This window comes from Streptomyces sp. NPDC005805, assembly GCF_040630445.1.
Taxonomy (GTDB): Bacteria; Actinomycetota; Actinomycetes; order Streptomycetales; family Streptomycetaceae; genus Streptomyces.
Genome location: NZ_JBEXXN010000027.1, coordinates 20,604 through 37,879, shown reverse-complemented (window position 1 = coordinate 37,879; position 17,276 = coordinate 20,604). Strand labels below are relative to the sequence as shown.

15 protein-coding genes are annotated in these 17,276 nt (G+C 73.2%); 10 read left to right on the top strand and 5 right to left on the bottom strand.

Annotated features, from left to right (window positions below):
- Window positions 1–99 precede the first annotated feature (99 nt).
- From ABZ457_RS17190 to ABZ457_RS17180, 3 genes are all read left to right on the top strand, one after another.
- Entirely contained in the window at window positions 100–2,820 is a 2,721-nt protein-coding gene (locus ABZ457_RS17190; RefSeq protein WP_359158390.1) for a LuxR C-terminal-related transcriptional regulator, read from the top strand.
- Window positions 2,821–3,039: 219 nt separating this feature from the next.
- Window positions 3,040–3,459 (top strand): SsgA family sporulation/cell division regulator, encoded by a 420-nt coding sequence (locus ABZ457_RS17185; RefSeq protein WP_359158389.1) that lies wholly within the window; start codon window positions 3,040–3,042, stop codon window positions 3,457–3,459.
- A 224-nt stretch (window positions 3,460–3,683) separates the two neighbouring features.
- Window positions 3,684–4,400 (top strand): hypothetical protein, encoded by a 717-nt coding sequence (locus ABZ457_RS17180; RefSeq protein WP_359158388.1) that lies wholly within the window; start codon window positions 3,684–3,686, stop codon window positions 4,398–4,400.
- An 87-nt stretch (window positions 4,401–4,487) separates the two neighbouring features.
- Here ABZ457_RS17180 and ABZ457_RS17175 read toward each other — a convergent pair whose 3' ends face one another.
- The 4 genes from ABZ457_RS17175 to ABZ457_RS17160 form a co-directional block, all read right to left on the bottom strand.
- Window positions 4,488–4,916, bottom strand: a complete 429-nt coding sequence (locus ABZ457_RS17175) for a hypothetical protein (RefSeq protein ID WP_359158387.1) — start codon at window positions 4,914–4,916, stop codon at window positions 4,488–4,490.
- A gap of 181 nt (window positions 4,917–5,097) precedes the next feature.
- Complete coding sequence (locus ABZ457_RS17170; protein ID WP_359158386.1) at window positions 5,098–5,580, bottom strand: hypothetical protein; 483 nt, start codon at window positions 5,578–5,580, stop codon at window positions 5,098–5,100.
- A 71-nt stretch (window positions 5,581–5,651) separates the two neighbouring features.
- A complete protein-coding gene (locus ABZ457_RS17165; RefSeq protein ID WP_359158385.1) occupies window positions 5,652–6,908 on the bottom strand; it encodes a cation:proton antiporter in 1,257 nt (418 codons plus the stop codon).
- Window positions 6,905–8,863 (bottom strand): FAD-dependent oxidoreductase, encoded by a 1,959-nt coding sequence (locus tag ABZ457_RS17160; RefSeq protein ID WP_359158384.1) that lies wholly within the window; start codon window positions 8,861–8,863, stop codon window positions 6,905–6,907. The genes ABZ457_RS17165 and ABZ457_RS17160 overlap by 4 nt, the downstream gene beginning before the upstream one ends.
- A gap of 424 nt (window positions 8,864–9,287) precedes the next feature.
- Here ABZ457_RS17160 and ABZ457_RS17155 point away from each other — a divergent pair, with 424 nt between their 5' ends.
- Genes ABZ457_RS17155 through ABZ457_RS17145 form a run of 3 tightly spaced genes read left to right on the top strand, consistent with a single transcriptional unit; the run spans window position 9,288 to window position 11,835 of the window.
- Entirely contained in the window at window positions 9,288–10,076 is a 789-nt protein-coding gene (locus ABZ457_RS17155; protein ID WP_359158383.1) for an ABC transporter ATP-binding protein, read from the top strand.
- A complete protein-coding gene (locus tag ABZ457_RS17150) occupies window positions 10,073–11,083 on the top strand; it encodes an aliphatic sulfonate ABC transporter substrate-binding protein (protein ID WP_359158382.1) in 1,011 nt (336 codons plus the stop codon). The genes ABZ457_RS17155 and ABZ457_RS17150 overlap by 4 nt, the downstream gene beginning before the upstream one ends.
- Window positions 11,080–11,835: an ABC transporter permease gene (locus ABZ457_RS17145; protein WP_359158381.1), complete on the top strand. Its 756-nt coding sequence runs from the start codon at window positions 11,080–11,082 to the stop codon at window positions 11,833–11,835. Before ABZ457_RS17150 ends, ABZ457_RS17145 begins: the two co-directional genes overlap by 4 nt.
- Window positions 11,836–11,875: 40 nt before the next feature.
- Here ABZ457_RS17145 and ABZ457_RS17140 read toward each other — a convergent pair whose 3' ends face one another.
- Window positions 11,876–12,877 carry a hypothetical protein gene (locus ABZ457_RS17140; RefSeq protein ID WP_359158380.1) on the bottom strand — a complete coding sequence of 334 codons (1,002 nt, stop codon included), beginning with the start codon at window positions 12,875–12,877 and terminating at the stop codon, window positions 11,876–11,878.
- Window positions 12,878–13,302: 425 nt separating this feature from the next.
- Here ABZ457_RS17140 and ABZ457_RS17135 point away from each other — a divergent pair, with 425 nt between their 5' ends.
- The 4 genes from ABZ457_RS17135 to ABZ457_RS17120 all read left to right on the top strand — a co-directional run bounded on the left by ABZ457_RS17135 (window position 13,303) and on the right by ABZ457_RS17120 (window position 17,150).
- On the top strand, window positions 13,303–13,998 hold the full coding sequence (locus ABZ457_RS17135) for a GntR family transcriptional regulator (protein WP_359158379.1): 696 nt from the start codon (window positions 13,303–13,305) through the stop codon (window positions 13,996–13,998).
- Window positions 13,999–14,242: 244 nt separating this feature from the next.
- A complete protein-coding gene (locus ABZ457_RS17130) occupies window positions 14,243–14,830 on the top strand; it encodes a hypothetical protein (protein WP_359158378.1) in 588 nt (195 codons plus the stop codon).
- Window positions 14,827–15,570 carry a DUF5987 family protein gene (locus ABZ457_RS17125; protein WP_359158377.1) on the top strand — a complete coding sequence of 248 codons (744 nt, stop codon included), beginning with the start codon at window positions 14,827–14,829 and terminating at the stop codon, window positions 15,568–15,570. Before ABZ457_RS17130 ends, ABZ457_RS17125 begins: the two co-directional genes overlap by 4 nt.
- Entirely contained in the window at window positions 15,567–17,150 is a 1,584-nt protein-coding gene (locus ABZ457_RS17120) for a GMC family oxidoreductase (RefSeq protein ID WP_359158376.1), read from the top strand. Before ABZ457_RS17125 ends, ABZ457_RS17120 begins: the two co-directional genes overlap by 4 nt.
- Window positions 17,151–17,276: the final 126 nt, after the last annotated feature.

Sequence of the window (17,276 nt, the reverse complement as noted above, 5' to 3'; positions counted from 1 at the left end):
TGTTGCACGAGGGGAACTCGCCACGGACGTGAAAAAGTTGGCTGGTAACAGCGTTTGAGGGACACCGCCCGGTGGGCGGCACGTTCACCGGGAGGTCGGATGACCGGGCAGGACCCATCGCGCCGGGAGGCACCGGACCAGCGCCCCGGCAGCGGGTTCGTGGGTCGGAGGGCGGAACTGGACCTGTTCGCACGGACCTTGGCCATGCCGGGCATGGAGTCGTTTCTGCTGTTCGGCCCCTCGGGCATCGGCAAGACCCGGCTGGCCGAGGAGTGTCTGGCGGCCGCGGCCGCGTCGGGGCGGCGGTGCCTGCGGGCCTCGGCCGGGGGCAGGGCGGCCGGTATCCCCCTGGGTGCGCTGGCGCCGCTGCTGCCCCGGGAGGCTGTGCGCACGGACGATCCGGTCCAGGTCTTCGCCGCGGCGTCGGCGGTGCTATCGGCGCCCTCCGGAGAGCGGGTGGTCGTGTTCGTGGACGACCTGCATCTGCTGGACCCGGCGTCGGTCGCTCTGCTGGTGCAACTCACCCGCAGCGGGCACGTGTTCGTCCTGGGGACGGCGCGGTCCGCCGCGGGCGTGGCCCCGCCCGCGGCGGCCCTGGACCAGAGCGACCGCAGCGTCCGGGTGGACCTGTGCCCGTTCGACGCCGACGGAGTGGAAGCCTTCCTGGAGGCCGAACTCGACGGTCCGGTGGAGCGGCAGTCCGCCCTCGACCTGGCGGACGTCTCCCACGGCAACGCCCTGTACCTGCGGGAGCTGGTCCGCGGGGCGCGCGCCGCGGGGGCGCTGTCCCGGCAGGGCGGGCTGTGGAGGGTGGAGAGCGCCCGGCAGCACGGCACACCGCGCCTGATGGAGATGATCGCGGCGCGCATCGCCCGGGCCCCGGCGGCGGCCCGGCCCGCCCTGGAGGCCCTGGCCGCCTGCGGTCCGCTGGAGCTGGCCGCGCTGGAGGCTCTGGTTCCGTACGACGTGTTGGTGGCCCTGGAAGGGGCAGCCCTCATCCAGGTCCGCACGGACGGGGGCAGTACGACGGCCGAACTGGCCCATCCTCTCTACGCGGAGGCACTGGAGGAGCGGCTGCCGAACGATCGCCGCCGGGCGATCCTGCGGGCCGAGGCCCGCAGGATTCTCGACCGGGGGATTTCCAGTGCCGCCGACGCGCTGCGCGTCGCGGGCTGGCTGCTGGAGGCGGACGGCACGGCGGACGCGGACCTGCTGCTCAGGGCCGCCTCGCTGGCCCGCCACGCGCACGATTACCGGCGCGTCATCGCACTCAGCCGTGCCGCCCTGGACAGCGGAACGTCGGACGCCACCCGGGCCCGGGCGCTGCACGGCGAAGCGCTCTTCCAGCTCGGGCAGCACACGGAGGCGGAAAAGGTCCTCGCGGGGGCCGAGGAGCTGGCCCGCGGGGCGGTGGACCGGGCGGCCGGGCCGCAGGAGCGGGAACGCGCGGAGAACCTGCTCCTCACGGTCGTGATGGACCGCACCCAGAACCTGTTCTTCGGTCTGAGCGACCAGCGGACCGCCAGGGAGATCACCCGCGCCGCACGCCCATGGTTCTCCTCCGCCGCCCATCTGACGAGCCTGACGCTGAACGAGTCCGCCCTGCGCGCGGGCCGTACGGACGTGGTGCTGCGGCAGTTGGAGAACCTGGAGGAGGAGCCGTGCTCGCCGCGGGTGAGGCTGTTCGCCGCCTCGATGCAGGTGATGTCCCTGGCGGCGGGGGGCCGGGCCACAGAGGCGAGGCAGCTCGGCCGCCGGGCGTTCGCGGAGCACCAGGAGTTGGACGAGCGGACGGTGATCCTGCATCCGACGGGCCAGTCCGCGCCCCTGGTCGTCGCGCACCTGGAGGCGGGCATGATCGACGAGGCGCGGCGGACCGGTGAGGAGGGCTTCTCCTGGGCCACCGAGGACCGGGCCCTCCAGCCGCAGATCTGGATCGCGTGGCACCTCGGACGGTGCGAACTCGTCGCCGGCCGGGTGCGGGCCGCCCGGCGCTGGTACCTGGAGGCGCTGGCCCTCGCGGGGAAGGCCGGCGTCCGGTTCGCCGAGCGGACCGCGTGGTGCGGCCTCGCCGTGTGCGAGGCCCAGCTCGGGAACGCCGCCGAGGCGCGCGCTGCGGCGGACGCGGCCGACGCATGCTCGGAATACATCTGGCCGCCCGGGGAGGACGTCCTCGCCTCGGCGTGGGCGACGGCTGCGGAGGGCGACATGGAGCGCGCCGTCCAGCAGTTTCTGGCGGGCGCCCGGCGGGCCCGCGAGACCGGCAACCACGGTCCCGAGGGCCTGCTGCTCATGGAGGCGGTCCGGCTGGGCGCGGCGAAGTCGTGTGCTCCCCGCCTCCGGGAGATCGCCGAGTTGTCGCAGGGCCTGCTCGCCCCGGTGCGAGCGCGGATGGCCGAGGCCATCGCGGACGCCCGTCCTGAGGAATTGGAGGCGGCGGCGGAAGCGGCGCACGAGCTCGGCGCGGATCTTCTCGCCGCCGAGGGGTTCGCCGTGGCGGCCGCGCTGTGGCGCAGATCGGGCAAGAGCCGGATGGCCCAGGCCGCGTCGAACCGCGCGGCGGCCCTGACCGCGCTGGTCGGCCCGGTCTCCACACCGGCGCTGCGCGGTGTGGAGCACGAGCCGCTGACCTCCCGTGAGCAGGAGGTCACCTGTCTGGCGGCCGGCGGGCGGACCAGCCAGGAGATCGCCGCGGAGCTGTTCCTGTCGGTGCGCACGGTGGACAACCACCTCCAGCGGGCCTACGGGAAGCTGGGGGTCACCAGCCGGACGGAGCTGGCACGGGTGCTGGGTCAGGAATCCGGTCGACCCAGGTCTTGAATCCCCTGCCCCCGGCAGCGGCAGCCGCACCTCGTGGGCCGTGTTGAGCAACGATTACTCACGAGCCTTCCGGCCTCCGATAGCTACTTTCAGGACAGTCGCCACGCACCAGACAGCCTGAGGCCCACCAGCCCCAGGAGACCCCGGGGAGGTCGCCTTGATCGTCAGCCGTGTCCGTGACATCGAGGTCCGGCCCACGACCGGGCGGAGGTCGGGGGGATGACGCACCGCCATGACACCGCCGTCCTGCTCGACACCGTCCTCCAGCGTCTGACGTCGCACGGCGCGGAGCCCGTGCGGACGAGGTTCGTGTACCGGTCGTCCGATCCCTTCGCGGTGACGGTCCAGTTCACGCTCTCGGACGAGGTGATCGTCTCCTGGGTGTTCGCCCGTCAGCTCCTCGACGACGGACTCACCTCCTGTGCGGGGGAGGGCGACGTGTCCGTCTGGTCCGACATCAGCGGCCCAGCCCGTGACGCGATGTATCTCCTGCTGCGGTCCGACGAGACCTCGGTGGCGCTGGAGGCGCCGCGCGACGTGGTGGCCGAGTGGCTGCTGCGCACCTACCAACTGCTCCCCCGGTCCGCCGAGTCGGCGGCCGTCGACTGGGAGCAGTTCAGCCGCCAGTTCTTTCTCTAGAGCCGGGGGGAAGGGGGGAAGGGGGGCGGTTCTGGCGTCCGTCTGCGGACGGACGCCGGAACCGCGCGGGACGCAGGACGCAGACCGGCCCCCGGTTGAGTAGCCCCCGCTCTCCACACCTTTGAGTAGACACGGCTCTCACCGTGTTCGCGTGGCACCCCACATGATCGTCCCCAGCCGCCCCGCCATTCCCGGTGCGGGCATCGTGAAGGAACGGGACGATCATGAGAAAGACACTCGCCGCCTGCGTGGCAAGCGCCGCCGTCCTCGCCTCGCTCGGCGCGCCGGTGGCCGCCACCGCGGCGCCCGTGGGGGACGACGCCGGGGTGCAGGCGGTGGTCGAGCGCGCCATGGCCGGGACGGCCTCGGCGGCCGATCTGGCCGTCATCGCGAAGGACGACCGACTGGCGCGCACCGTGCCGGTCCGCTTCGAGAAGGGCGAGCCGGTCACCCGCCTGGTCGCGCCGCCGAGCGCCGCGGCCGGCAAGCAGGCCGCCGTCGCCTCCGCTGTCCCGGCCGCCGCCTCGGCCTCGTTCCAGAAGCGCTGCCTGAGCACCGACTACCCGGTCACCGCGCTGAGCTGGTTGGGCGACACCCTCTACACATGGCACCACACGGTCTCCTGGTGCACGGCGAACCAGGTGAACGGTGTCGAGTCGACCCGGGTCATCAGCGGTCCGCTGTACAACCGCTCGGACTACCTCACCAACAAGTCGTCCGTCGCCTACCAGCGCGACCTGGCCACCGACGCCCAGTTCGCCCCCGACGGCAGCCCGATCGCCGCCTACGCCGACGGCACCAACTCACCCTACTTCTCGCACCGGGCCCGCACGGTGGAGCTGTGCGTCCTCCAGTACGGCTGCTATGCGAACAACCTGCCGCAGAGCAAACTCACCCTGGGCACGAACGGCGCGCGCGTCGCCTTCTCCGCCGCCCTGTGACCGGCTCCCGGCCGGTGCCGTCGCCCCACAAGGCGGTGCCGGCCGGGTTCCCTCGCGACTCGGTGACAGAGCGCCTTCGACGCTTCCTCAATGGCTGCGGTAGCCGAAGGTACGCGCCGACCGGCGTTCCAGCGCCTTCCCCAGCGGCTGCGAGGCGAACCACACGCACCCACCCGCGACCATCATCATAAAACCACCGAAGAGCACCGGCTCAGCCCCCGGTACCACCCAGCCGCCGAGCAGGGGCGTCTGACGGGCCCGCACTCGTTCAGGCACCGTGCCACCGTCGTAGGGTGTGTAGTCCAGCTCCGTCTTCACCCTCCCGGCCACACTGCCCGGGTCGTGGGGCGCGGCGTTCGCCAGGCCGTTGTCGACCACCTGCTGCGGGGACTCGCCCCAGCAGCGCCAGGTCTCGTAGCCCTTGCTGTTCTTCACCCGTTTACAGGAGATGTGCGAGAACTCGGCGCTGTGGGTGACCGGGAGGTCAGCGCCGGGAACCAGCGCTTCAATGCCCATGCCGCCCAGGAGGAGGGCCGCGACCGTGAACGCGAGAAACTTGGGGACCGCTCCGGCGCTCCGGAGGCACCCGGGCGGTTCGGTGTCGCCCGGGGCCCAGCCGGTCCCCGGATCGCGCCGCTGCCGGGGGCCCCGGTACGGCCGCTCGTCGTAGGCCGCCGCGCGCTGGCCGGCGGCCCGCCTACCGCTGCCGCGCCGCACCGAGGGCCCAGTCCAGTTCGGCGCGGAGGGTACGGCCGCCCTCGTCGTCCCCGGCCGCCACATAGAGCGAACTCATCGCGTACGGGCCCACCCACCAGCCGGTGAGCGTCAGTCCCCTATCCGGCGCGTCCTTGCGGTGCGAGCCCTGAATCCGTACGTCGGTAAGCCGAGCCGCCCTGATGTGCACGCCGCGCTTCTCCCCCGCCACACACACCACCACATAGGTCGGGGTGATCAGCACGACGGTACGGTGCTCCGTGTCGGGGTCGCCGGTGCCGGTGAGCCGGGCCATCAGACCGGGACCGCGCAGACGGACGCTGACGGTCTCGAAGCAGTGGACGGCGGCGGCGATCAGATCACCGGTGCCGTACTCGGCGGCGTATCCCGCGATGGCCTCGGTCATCGCCGGGGGCAGGCTGGCGGGGGCGCACGGCGCGGTGGCCCTCGTGTACAGGCGGTGCATCGTCTCTCCAGCGTCGCGAGCAGTGGGAGTGCCACGCTAGAGACGTCGGGCCGCGGTGTCGTGAGCAATCCCTACTCACGCGAACCCGCAGGTCGGAGCGCTTTTCGCGGGCTGAGCAGCCTGGGCAGCAGAGGTCCCGCCATCGCCGTGGTCACGAGGGCCATCACGACCATGGACGAGAAGATCTGACGGTCCAGCAGGCCCAGGCTCAGACCCACCTCCAGGATGACGAGTTCGGTCAGTCCCCGGGTGTTCATCAAGACGCCCAGCGCCAGCGACTCCCGGCCGGGCATCCCCGAGGCCCGGGCCGCCAGGGCGACTCCGCCGAGCTTGGCGGCGACGGCGGTGAGCACGATCAGGACCAGCTCGACGACCCCGGTGGCGGAGAGGGACGCCAGGTCGACCTTGAGGCCCACCACCACGAAGTACACGGGCAGCAGCAGCGTGCCCGCCGCGTCGAGGGACCGCAGGGCGTAGGCGGTACCTTCCCCGGTGTTCCTCGGGAAGGCGACCCCGGCGAAGAAGGCCCCGAAGACGGCGTGCAGGCCGATGAGTTCGGTGGCGTACGCGGAACCGAAGACGCAGGCGGCCGCCACACAGGCCGCCCGGCTCGGGTCGAGACGGGGCACGATCCGACGCAGCAGGGGGCGCACCAGCAACAGGAGCACCGCGACGTACAGCGCCGTCCACAGGACCATCGCGCCCATCAGGGCCCACGCACCGGCCACCGTGGCGCCCGAGACGAGGGCCAGGAGGGTCCACGCCATCGCGTCGTCGGCGGCCGCGAGGCCGAGCGCGAGGGAGCCGACGCGAGTGTCGCCGAGCCGGTGCTCGGTGATGATGCGGGCGAGGACGGGGAAGGCCGTGATCGACATGGCGACAGCCAGGAAGAGGCAGAACGACGTGAAGTCGACCGGCTGCCCGTCCACGGTGTCGTGCCGTCCGTGGAGCACGGCGGCCAGCGCGCCGCCCATCACGAGGGGCACCGCCACGGAGCTGACCCACACCGCGCCGGTCGCCGTGAGGCGTCCGCGCATATGGCGCAGATCCAGTTCCCGTCCGATGCCGAACATGAAGAGCAGCAGTCCGGCCTGAGCGACGGCGCCCAGCAGCGGCCGGACCTCGGGCGGGAAGAGGACGTCCGTCAGCCCGCCCGGCAGGAGCCCGAGGAGGCTCGGGCCGAGCGCGATGCCGGCGCAGATCTCGCCGATCACCGCGGGCTGGCCGAACCGCCGGGCCAGCGCCCCGAATCCGGCCGCGAGGACCAGGATGAGCCCGAGGTCTCCCAAGGCGACGGCGAGGGGCGGGACCTGCTCCGCGGGGCTCACCCGCGCTCCTCGGCCGCGGCCGTCGCTCCGGCGCGGTCGGCGGGGTGGCGCCGACCGCCGCCGCGGGCGGGGCCGGTGAGGGGGCGCAGCCTTCGGCGGACCTTGCGCCGCGCGGTGTCGGCGGCGTCGAGGGCGTAGGCGACGAGGAAGGTCGCGAGCAGGGCCTCGGCCCGGGTGAGGATGACGATCCGGAAGCGGGTGCGGGTGCTCAGCGGGAGGCGGGAGACCCAGGAGCGGGCCTCGGGGCGGCGCAGGCGCCGGGGAGCCACGTAGTCGGTGCCCGACAGGTCGACCCGGTCGCCGGGGCGGGCGCCCAGGAGCCGCCAGGCTGCCGGCAGGCACCGGGTCAGCGACTGCTGGCAGAAGATGTCCGGGACCTGTTCGCCGTTCGCCACCCGCCAGCGCGCCCGCCGGGCGATCCCCGACTGAAGGTGGTCCAGGGCGCGGCGGACCACCGGTGCGGGCAGGCCCGCCCATGTGCGGGCCCGCGAGTAGAAGAGGCCCTGCTCGCAGTACTCGCGGTCCTGCCGGTCGGCCGGGGTCTCCAGGGAGGGGTCGCCGCCGGTGCGGGAGAGCCAGCGTGTCCACCGCACCCGGGCGGGGCCGGTCGACCAGATGACGGCCCAGTCGAGCATGTGGGTCAGGGCGAAGAACCGGGGGTCGGCGATGGCGTCGGTATATTTCTCGCGGACGAAGTTCCGGATGATCAGCCAGTCCTCGAAGGTGGCGTGGTTGACCCGGTCGAGGTAGGCGGTGTCCAGTTCCCCGTCCCGCACGTCCTTCTGGACGATGTTCGCGATGTGCCATGAGGTCTGGAAGGACTGGCCCATGCCCTGGCTGTAGTAGGCATCGATGATGGACGAGGCGTCCCCGATCATCGCGTAGCGATCGCGGTGGACGAAGGTGTCCGTCACGTACTGCACGTCCCGGTAGGTGCGGAACTCCAGCAGGTTGTCGCGGGAGAGGATGCCGTCGAAGACCGGGTTGGCCGCCAGGACCGAGAACAGCTGGTCCTTCGGGGTGCGGCCCTCGGGCGGGCGGTTCCGGTCGAAGGTGACGCCGACGCTGACGCGGCCCTTGGAGAGCCGGATGATCCAGATCCAGTAGCCCTTCCCCCACAGGTGCAGGGTGCACAGGTCCCTGCGGGTGCTGGCGCCGGCCGGGTCGCGGTAGCGCCAGACCGGTTCGAAGAGCTCGTCGGTGATGCCGTCGAACTGGCCCCAGACGGCGGTGGTCCGGAAGTCGTCGGTGAACACCTTCTCCTCGGCCCGGTGGCCGAGCTTCTTCGCCAGCAGCCGGGTGCGCCCCGAGCAGTCGACGAGCCAGGAGCAGTTGACGGTGCCGCTCCGGCCCGCCGCGTGGTCGTTCCAGACGACGGTGTGCCGCTCGTCCCCGGGGCCGACGTCGAGGTCGGCGACACGGGCCGAGTCGAGAAAGCGTATCCGGGGCTCGGCATGCGCGGCGGTCCGCAGCAGTGCCTCGCCGTCGGGCCGGCAGATCTGCTGGTCGACCGCGAGGGAGCGGTAGGCCAGCTTGTCCTCGGCCTGCTGGTAGAGGTAGTGCTCGCGGTAGTCGTCGCAGCTTCCGAGGGTGGTGAACTCGGACATGGGGGTATTGGCCCACTCCGCGGGCAGGTCCTCGAAGTCCTTGCGGCCCTCCGCCCCGTAGCTGAACCACACGCCGGTCTTGATGAAGCACTCGTCGTTGAGGAAGTCGTCGAGTCCGCCGACGGTGCGCACCAGGCCGGTCGAGACGAGGAACGACTCCCCCACCTTGTAGCTGGGCTTCTGGTTGACCACGTCGTCGACGAGGACCACGTCCACCCCGCGCCGGGCCAGGCTCAGGGCCGTCATCAGGCCGATCATCCCCGCGCCGATCACCGTGACGTCGGTGCGGACAGACGCGTCGGCGTCGGGAGCCTCCGCGGGAGGCTCGTAAGACGGGTGCGGGGACATCCTTGGCTCCTCTGCGCCGGGGGCCGCTCACCGGCGGCGGGGACGGCAGCGAGTCTGCGTCGCGCGGCCACGCGCGGGGATCGGGAAGCCGCGCCGACTTTTCCCCCCGGTACACGGACTTAACGCCGGTGCCACGGCGGCCCGCCGGGCGGCGCTCCGCGCTAACCCCGTAGGTGCCGCCCCTAAATCGGCGTCCGGCGCGGAGGCGCGGGGGCCGGGCACGGCCGAGGATCGGCGTCCGGCGGCCGGCGCGGAGCCGACGGGCGACGGGCCGCGGTCCCCCGTCCCCGGCCCGGGCCCGCGCGCCGGCCGCCGCCCATGACCGCGACGGCGGGCCGGGCTCGTCCACCGCCCGTCCGCTCATGATCTGTCCCGGCCCGCACAGCACGCGCCCGCCCGGACCACCCGGCAGTAAGGAGCCGCCATGGCCACCGAGCCGCCCGCGCCCCTGCCCGTCTCGGTGTGCGGTGTCGTCCGGGACTTCGGCGCCCACTCCGTCCTCGGCGGCGTCGACCTGGAGGTCGCCGCCGGCGAGGTGCTGGCCGTCCTCGGGCCCTCCGGGGGCGGGAAGTCGACGCTGCTGCGGCTGGTGGCCGGGCTGGACCGGCCCACGGCCGGCCGGGTGCTGGTCGGAGGGGAGCCGGTGAGTGGCCCGCACCGCCGGGCCGCCGTGGTGTTCCAGGACGCCCGCCTCCTGCCGTGGCGCACCCTCGCCGCCAATGTGGCCCTGGGCCTGCCACGCGGGACTCCGCGGGCGCGCCGCGGGCGCGAGGTGGAGCACTGGCTGGGCGTCGTCGGGCTGGCCGGCGCCGCGCGGCACCGGCCCAGCCAGGTCTCGGGCGGCATGGCCCAGCGCGCGGCGCTCGCCAGGGCACTGGCCCGGCGCCCCGGGGTCCTGCTGCTGGACGAGCCCTTCGCCGCGCTGGACGCGCTGACCCGCCTGCGGATGCAGGAACTCCTCGACCGGGTGCGCCGCGCGGCGGGCACCACCGTGCTGCTGGTCACCCACGACGTGGACGAGGCACTGCGCCTCGCGGACCGGGTGGCCGTCCTGGGCCACGGCCCCGCCGCCCGGGTCGCCGCTGTCCTCGACCTCCCCGTCCACGGTCCGCGCGCCACCGGCGACCCTCGCCTCACGCCCCTGCGGGCCGACCTCCTGCGCCGTCTGGGCGTACCCCAGCGCCACGCACCCGAGAAGGAGCCCCGCCCATGAACCACCGTCCACGCCGTCGCCCCGTCCTCGGCCTCCTCGCCGGCCTGCTGCTCACCTCCTGCGTCGCGGGCGAGGAGTCGGCGGATTCCTCGGCCAAGGACGGCGGGGACACCGTCCGGGTGCGCCTGGACTGGGCGTACTACAACCCGGAGAGCCTGGTCCTGAAGGAGAAGGGCTGGCTGGAGGAAGCACTCGCGGCGAAGGGCGCCGAGGTCACCTGGACCCAGTCGCTGGGCAGCAACAAGGCCAACGAGCATCTGCGGGCGGACGTCGTGGACTTCGGCTCCACCGCGGGGACGCCGGCCCTGCTCGCACGCGCCAACGGCACACCGCTGCGGACGGTCTACGTGTACAGCCAGCCCGAGTGGTCCTCGCTGGTGGTGACGAAGGACTCGCCGATCGCCTCGGTCGCCGACCTCAAGGGGCGCCGGATCGCCGCGACCAAGGGGACCGACCCGTACTTCTTCCTGCTCCAGGCGCTGCGCACGGCGAAGCTGGACGCCCGGGACGTGACCGTGGTCAACCTCCAGCACGCGGAGGGCAGGACGGCCCTGGAGCGGGGCCAGGTCGACGCGTGGGCCGGGCTGGACCCGTACCTCTCGCAGAGCCAGATCGACAGCGGCACGCGACTGGTCTACCGGAACCCCGGCTTCAACTCGTACGGCGTCCTCAACGTCCGTGAGGAGTTCCTGAAGGAGCACGAGGGCCTGGCCCAGGTCGTGGTCGACCAGTACGAGCGGGCCCGCCGATGGATTCTCGCCAACGAGGAGGAGATGCGGGCGATCCTCTCCAGGACGGCGGGCATCACCCCGGCCGTGGCGGAGCGACAGCTGTCCGAACGCACCCGCTTCGACATCGATCCGGTGCCGGGCCGCGACCAGGCCCGGGTGCTCGGCCGAGTCGTGCCCTTCCTCGTTACGGACGGGCTGGTGACGAGCGAGAAGAGCGCGCGCGACGCACTGCGCACCCTGTTCGCCCCGCACCTCGCCGAACGGGCGTCTCGGTGAGAGGCAGGCTGCTGAGAGTCGCGGCTGGGCTGCTGCTGCCGGTGTCGCTGCTCGCGCTGTGGCATCTGGCCGCGTCGTCGGGCGTGTACACGGCGAGCCAGCTGCCGCCGCCCGGCGACGTGTGGCGGGCCGGCCACACCCTGCTCTCCCGCGGAGAGCTGGGGCACCACGTGGCCATAAGCGCCCAGCGGGTGCTGATCGGCTTCGGCGCCGGGGCGTTCCTGGGGCTGCTGCTCGGCGCCCTCGTGGGGCTGTTCCGCCCGGTGCGGGCGTTCCTCGGGCCGACACTGCGGGCCCTGCGGGCGGTGCCGTCCCTCGCGTGGGTGCCCCTGATGCTGCTGTGGCTGGGGATCGGGGAGACGCCCAAGGTCACCCTGGTGGCGCTCGGCACGTTCTTCCCGGTCTTCACGACCGTCGCGGCGGGCCTGGACCATCTCGACCCCCGGCTCCGCGAACTGGGCCGCGCCTACGGCAGGCGCGGGGTGGGACTGCTGGTCGAGGTACTGCTGCCGGCCGCCGCGCCGGCGATCGTGTCGGGGCTCCGGCTCGGCCTCGCCCAGGGGTGGCTCTTCCTGGTCGCGGCCGAGCTGATCGCCTCGTCGATGGGGCTCGGCTATCTGCTGGTGGACAGCCAGAACACCGGGCGGACCGATGTGCTTCTCCTCGCCATCGTGCTGCTCGCCCTGCTCGGCAAGGCGAGCGACGCCTGCCTGGGCGCCGTCGAACGACGTGTGGTCCTCCGCTGGAGCTGATGCCGGTCCGTCCCGCACCGGTACGGACCGGCATCAACGGTCAGACGAAGCGCCTGTCGGGGACCCAGTAGCGCTTCATGTACACGTTGTCGAGCGAGAACCAGTCCACGCGCAGGCAGCCGACCCTGATCCAGGTCCCGCTCAACGCGCTCCCCGCGGCCGGGGCGTAGTCGCTCGGCACACCGATGGCCAGGCCCTCCACCTCCAGGTTCGGGGCGTTGATGTCCACCGTTCCCAGGGGTTCGACCTGGCCCGGTCCGGTGCCGGCGGGCACCCGGTAGCCGTGGAGCTTCTTGTGTCCGGGCCGGTCGTCCCGGTCACTGGAGAGGTAGAGGTTGCCGTTGGCGCCGAACGCGCCGCCCTGGATGCGGTGGATGTAGAAGCCGCTGGGGATGGTCAGCGTGCGCACATGCCGGAAGTTGTCGTCCGGGTCGTAGGCGAAGATCCGGTCCACACGGTTGGGGGTCTCCACCGGTGAGCCGAAGACGGAGCTGTAGAGCAGCCCGTCCAGCGGGTTGACGGCGCACCAGGGCGCGGAGTAGCCCTGCGGCCGGGAGCCGGCGCCGTCGAGGTCGCGGACGCGGGTGGTCCTGCCCGTCCAGTTGCCGGTGCCTTCGAGCTGCACCTCCCAGACCTGCCCCTTGCCACCCGGTTCCAGGGCGACGTACAGGCGGTTGCGCGCGGCGTCGTAGGTGGGCGCGCCGATGTGCTTGGCCGACGGGAGCTGGAGTTCCTTCATCCACTTGGCCTTGGTGAAGTCGTGGTCCAGCCGCCATATGCCCCGGCCGGTGCCGGACTGGTTGCTCGTCACGTACCAGTAGCGGGTACCGGCCGTCACGCCCTGGAAGAGGTTGCACCAGGCATGCGAGAACTGCGTCTCGCCGGCACCCTCCCACTGGTTCATCCGGGGGCTGAAGTCGAAGACGAGGTCGCCCGGCCCGTTCCCGGCTGCCGCCGAGGCGGTGCCGGACGCTGAGACGAGTCCGGCTCCGGCGGCCGCCGCCAGCGCCCCCCTGAACAGTTGTCTGCGCTCGATGATCACTGTGCTGGTGTCCTTCCGCGCTCGGCGCGTGGTGGTGTCGTGCGCGCCCGGCCGGGGCTTTCGGCCAGTGTGCGGCGCGACGGGGCCGACCGGGCAGAGCAGCGCCTACTCACCGCGACCGGCGGGGTGCTGGTCTGCGACGATCCCCTCCCGGGCGGGCGCGGAAAGCGACGATGCGTCAGCAGATGATGAGTACTCGGCACTCATGGCACACCGCCGGGTCTCATCTAGATTCGTGTCCGGCCCCGCCGCCGGGCGACCCACCCCCTGGTCGCCCGGCGAGGGCGGGCGGCCCGCTGCGCCACCACTGGGGCGCGGCGGGCCGGTACGTCGTGGCTGCCGCCTGCCTCCCCGCTGTTCCTTGACCCTCCGTGGGCCTGCTGATTGACTCTGCGGGCACGGGGGTTCGGCAGAGGGAGTACACGGTGCCCGAGAGGATTGCCCGGAGCACCCTCGTCGACACACTGACCGAGCGGCTCCGGGACGACGTGCTCGACGGCACCTTCCCGGCGGGCTCCCTCCTTCCCCCCGAGCGTGAACTCGCCGCCGGTTACGGGGTGACCCGGACGACCCTGAAGCACGCCCTGTCCCGGCTGGAGCAGGCCGGCCTGCTGAGCACCCGGCACGGCGTCGGCACCCGGGTGCGCGACTTCCTCCACCTCGGGGGCACGGACCTGCTGCCGATGCTCGCCGCCCGGGACGGGGCGTGGCTGACCGAGGTCTTCGAGGTCCGGCGGCACGTCGGCGCGCTGATCGCGCGGCGCGCGGCGGTGCGGCGGACCGCCGCGCAGGCCCGGCGCCTGTCGGCGCTGCTCGGCGAACTGGCCGCCGCCCCGGACGGCGATGCGGCCCAGCTCACCGAGGTCGAGATCCACCGGGAGCTGGCGCGGTCCACCGCGAACCGTGTGTACCTCCTCCTCACCAACAGCCTCTTCAGTGCCTATCTGCCGGTGCGGACCGCCTTCGCCGCCCCCTTCGGGGACCCGGCCGCGGCGGCGGACCGCATCGCCCCCGTGATCGAGGCCGTCGCCGCCAAGGACGGCGAGGCCGCGGAGCGGACCGCAACCGCGTATCTGCGGGCCACCGAGCGGCTGATGCTCGCGGCGCTGCGGCAAACCTGAGCCGCCACCGCCCGGCCGCGGCCGATACCGGGGACCCGTTCCCTGTGGCTGAGCCACTGGGCTGACATTCGGACCTCAACGTCCTCTGCCACAAAAGGACTTGCTTCGGGCTGCCGCCTCACCGGGTCCGAGTGGATGAGTCACTGCACCACTCTTGCGCGGCGCTCGCGGGCGGCCTCATCCTCGGACGTGCCAGCCCGCCGGCGGAGCCGTGTCTCCGCCGCCCCCATCTTCGGGAGGTACCGTGCTCAGACGCCTGCGCACCACCGCCGCAACAGCCCTCCTGCTCCCCTTCCTTCTCGTCGCACCGGCCTCCGCGGCCGACCGCCCGACCGACCCGTTCCCCTACCGCGAGCCGGGCTTCGCCGCGCAGTGCGAGTGGCTCCGCCTCGGCGAGGGGCAGCCGCCGCTGTCGGCCTGGTGGCGCGACCCGCTCTGCGTGGAGTACGACAAGCGGGACATCACCCTGGACAACGGGGGCGCGCTGCGGTTCCTCGCCGCCGAGCCCGCCCGGATCGCCGCCGCCGTCCCGGTCTGCCGGTACCTCCAGCGCGACCACTGGAGCGTCCAGACCACGTCCGGCGCGGTGCCCCTCGTCACCTGGCAGGGGTCGTACTGGTTCGACCGGCCCCGGGGCGAGGGCGGCATGCACCTCACCGGGTTCCGCGTCCACGGCCGCACGGCCGGGGTCGGCGACGCCGTCGCCGCGCTGCGACCCGCCTTCCCCGTCCTGGCCGACGCCCTCGCCGTGTACGGGGAGCGCGCGGGCGAGACGGGGCTGGCGGTGCGGATGCCCGCGACCCGCCTCTGCCTCGCCGGGGACCGCAGATGAACGCCCCGGGGCGGGACGCCGCCGGGCAGGGTGGCGTCCACCCGGCCGTGAGGGGTCCGGCGGGCAGCACGCCGGACGCGGCGGAGAGACTCCACACGCACAGCCGCCGCCGGGTCCTGACCCTGGCCGCGGCCGGGTCCGTGGTCGCCTGGGCCGCCACGGCCACCGCCGGACCGCCCGCTTCGGCGATCAGCCCGGCCTGGACTACCCAGACCCTGGAGGCATTCGCGGACACCGTCGTCCCAGGCGCACGCCGGCACGCGGGCGACCGGGCGGTGGCGGGCGCGGTCCAGGGGCCGGGAGCGGTGCAGGCGGGCGCGATCGATCTGCTGCGCTCCCCCGCCCTGCCCCTCGCCCCGCTGCTGCCGGGGATCGGTGCGCTCCTCAACACCTGCGCCACCGCGTACGCCGTGCGCCACCTCCTCCTGCTGGACCCCCTGTCACCGTCCTTCGTGGAACTGCCGTTCCGGCATCGCACGGAGCTGACGAGGGAACTGCTGCGCACCCCCGGCCCCGACCGGCCGCTCTGGCAGGCGCTCTGCCTACTGGTCGGCGTGGCCTTCGACACCGCCGGACACCTGTCCACCGCCTCGCCCGCGGCCCGGTCCCATCCGGGGCTGGCCTGGATCGGCTTTCCGCCACCCGGTCCGGACGGGCTGTGGCGCCACCCCCAGCACGCCTATCCCGGTGTGCTCGCGTCCCGGCACCCGTCGACCACCCCCTCGGGGAGCCCCGCATGAGCGCCCGGACGGCGGACGTAGTGGTCGTCGGCAGCGGCTTCGGCGGTGCGATCCCCGCCTACCACCTGGCTGCGGGCGGCGCCTCGGTGGTGGTCCTGGAGCGCGGGCCCCGGCTCCGCGCGGCGGACTTCGTCCAGGACTTCCGCGTCGGCACCTACAACCGCCATGTGGACATCATCCGCGGTGACGGGGTGTCGGTGGTGGCGGGCAACTGCGTGGGCGGGTCCAGCGTGGCCTACTTCGCCGCCTCGCTGCGCGCGCCGTCATTCGTCTTCGAGCGCCGGGGCGGTACCGGCCGCCGTCTGTGGCCCGCCTCCCTCAGCCGCGCCTCGCTGGACCCCTGGTACGACCGGGTCGAGGAGTCCCTGCCGGTCAGCCGCCTGGACTGGCCGGACATTTCCTATGCGGGCGGGGTGTGGGCGGCCGCCTGCCGGCACGCGGGGCGCACCTGCAACCCGGTGCCGGTCGCCGTCGACACGGCCCGGTGCACGGACTGCAACTGGATGCTCTCCGGCTGCCGGTTCGACGCCAAGCGGTCCCTCCTGCTCAACTACCTCCCGGCGGCGGAGTCCCACGGGGCCCGCGTCGAGCCGCTGCACGAGGTGCAGACGATCGTTCCCTCACCGCTCGGTGGCTACCGGTACGCGGTCACGTACCATGTCCTCGATCCCGGGGACCAGTGCGCCGTGGTCGGCGCCGGGGTGATCCACGCACGAGTGGTGGTGCTGGCGGCGGGCGCAATGGGCACCCCGGTGGTGCTGCGGCGCTCCGCCGCGGCCCTCGGCGGGGTGCCGGACGCGGTCGGCCGGTACTTTTCCGGCAACGGGGACCGGGTGAGCGTCGCGGTGATGAACGAGGAACGGGTGCGCGCCGTCCTGGGGCTCAGCCGCCCCGGCGGCGCGGCGTACGACGCGGCCCACATCGGCAAGCCGATCACCACAGCGAGCTTCGACCGGCTGGACCCCGCGCTGCCGGAGTTCGAGCGCTTCACCCTCCAGCAGATCTACTTCCCCCCCGTCACCAACACCCTGGCCGACGCCGGTGACGCGTCATTCGGCGTGGCGAAGCGGGCGCTGCGGGCCCGCTGGCGCTCCTGGCTGACCATGCTGGCCATGACCGAGGACGGCAACGAGGGGGTGTTCGGCGCGCCGCCGCCGGTCGGGGACTTCTTCCGCGTCGCCCAGGGCATGGGGCAGTCCTCGCTGCGCTACCGGCCCTCGGCCGGCACGCTACGCGGCTGGTCGCTCGCCGACCGGGAACTACGGAGCGTGCTGGAGCGCGACGGGCTGGCGACGGTGCGGCCGTGGGCGGAAGAGGTGGGCCAGGCGGTCACGGCGCATCCGCTGTCGTCCTGCCGCATGGGCGACGACCCGGCCACCTCAGCGCTGACCGACACCAACGAACTGCGTGGCAGGCAGGGCCTGTTCGTCACGGACGCGGCGGCGGTGCCCACCTCCCTGACGGTCAACCCGTCCCTGACCGTCGCGGCGCTCGCGGAACGGGCGGTGCCCGCCGTCGTCGCCCGGGCACGGGAGGTGGGCGTGCCGGTACGCACCGGGGCGCCGTTGCCCGTCACCTAGCCTGCGCCGGCATCCGCGACTGAGTCCCGCCTACTCCGCTTTCCGGAGGCCGACCTGGTGCCGGTGATACGGATGTGGCGAAAGGAACTTGAGTAGATCCGGCTCTCTCTCCTCTCGGCGGATCTT

Coding starts and splice junctions, on each gene's coding strand:
- ABZ457_RS17155 (WP_359158383.1), top strand. CDS start 9,288: ATGGCCACCGAGCCGCCCGCGCCCCTGCCCGTCTCGGTGTGCGGTGTC.
- ABZ457_RS17190 (WP_359158390.1), top strand. CDS start 100: ATGACCGGGCAGGACCCATCGCGCCGGGAGGCACCGGACCAGCGCCCC.
- ABZ457_RS17180 (WP_359158388.1), top strand. CDS start 3,684: ATGAGAAAGACACTCGCCGCCTGCGTGGCAAGCGCCGCCGTCCTCGCC.
- ABZ457_RS17150 (WP_359158382.1), top strand. CDS start 10,073: ATGAACCACCGTCCACGCCGTCGCCCCGTCCTCGGCCTCCTCGCCGGC.
- ABZ457_RS17120 (WP_359158376.1), top strand. CDS start 15,567: ATGAGCGCCCGGACGGCGGACGTAGTGGTCGTCGGCAGCGGCTTCGGC.
- ABZ457_RS17125 (WP_359158377.1), top strand. CDS start 14,827: ATGAACGCCCCGGGGCGGGACGCCGCCGGGCAGGGTGGCGTCCACCCG.
- ABZ457_RS17160 (WP_359158384.1), bottom strand. CDS start 8,863: ATGTCCCCGCACCCGTCTTACGAGCCTCCCGCGGAGGCTCCCGACGCC.
- ABZ457_RS17175 (WP_359158387.1), bottom strand. CDS start 4,916: ATGGGCATTGAAGCGCTGGTTCCCGGCGCTGACCTCCCGGTCACCCAC.
- ABZ457_RS17185 (WP_359158389.1), top strand. CDS start 3,040: ATGACGCACCGCCATGACACCGCCGTCCTGCTCGACACCGTCCTCCAG.
- ABZ457_RS17170 (WP_359158386.1), bottom strand. CDS start 5,580: ATGCACCGCCTGTACACGAGGGCCACCGCGCCGTGCGCCCCCGCCAGC.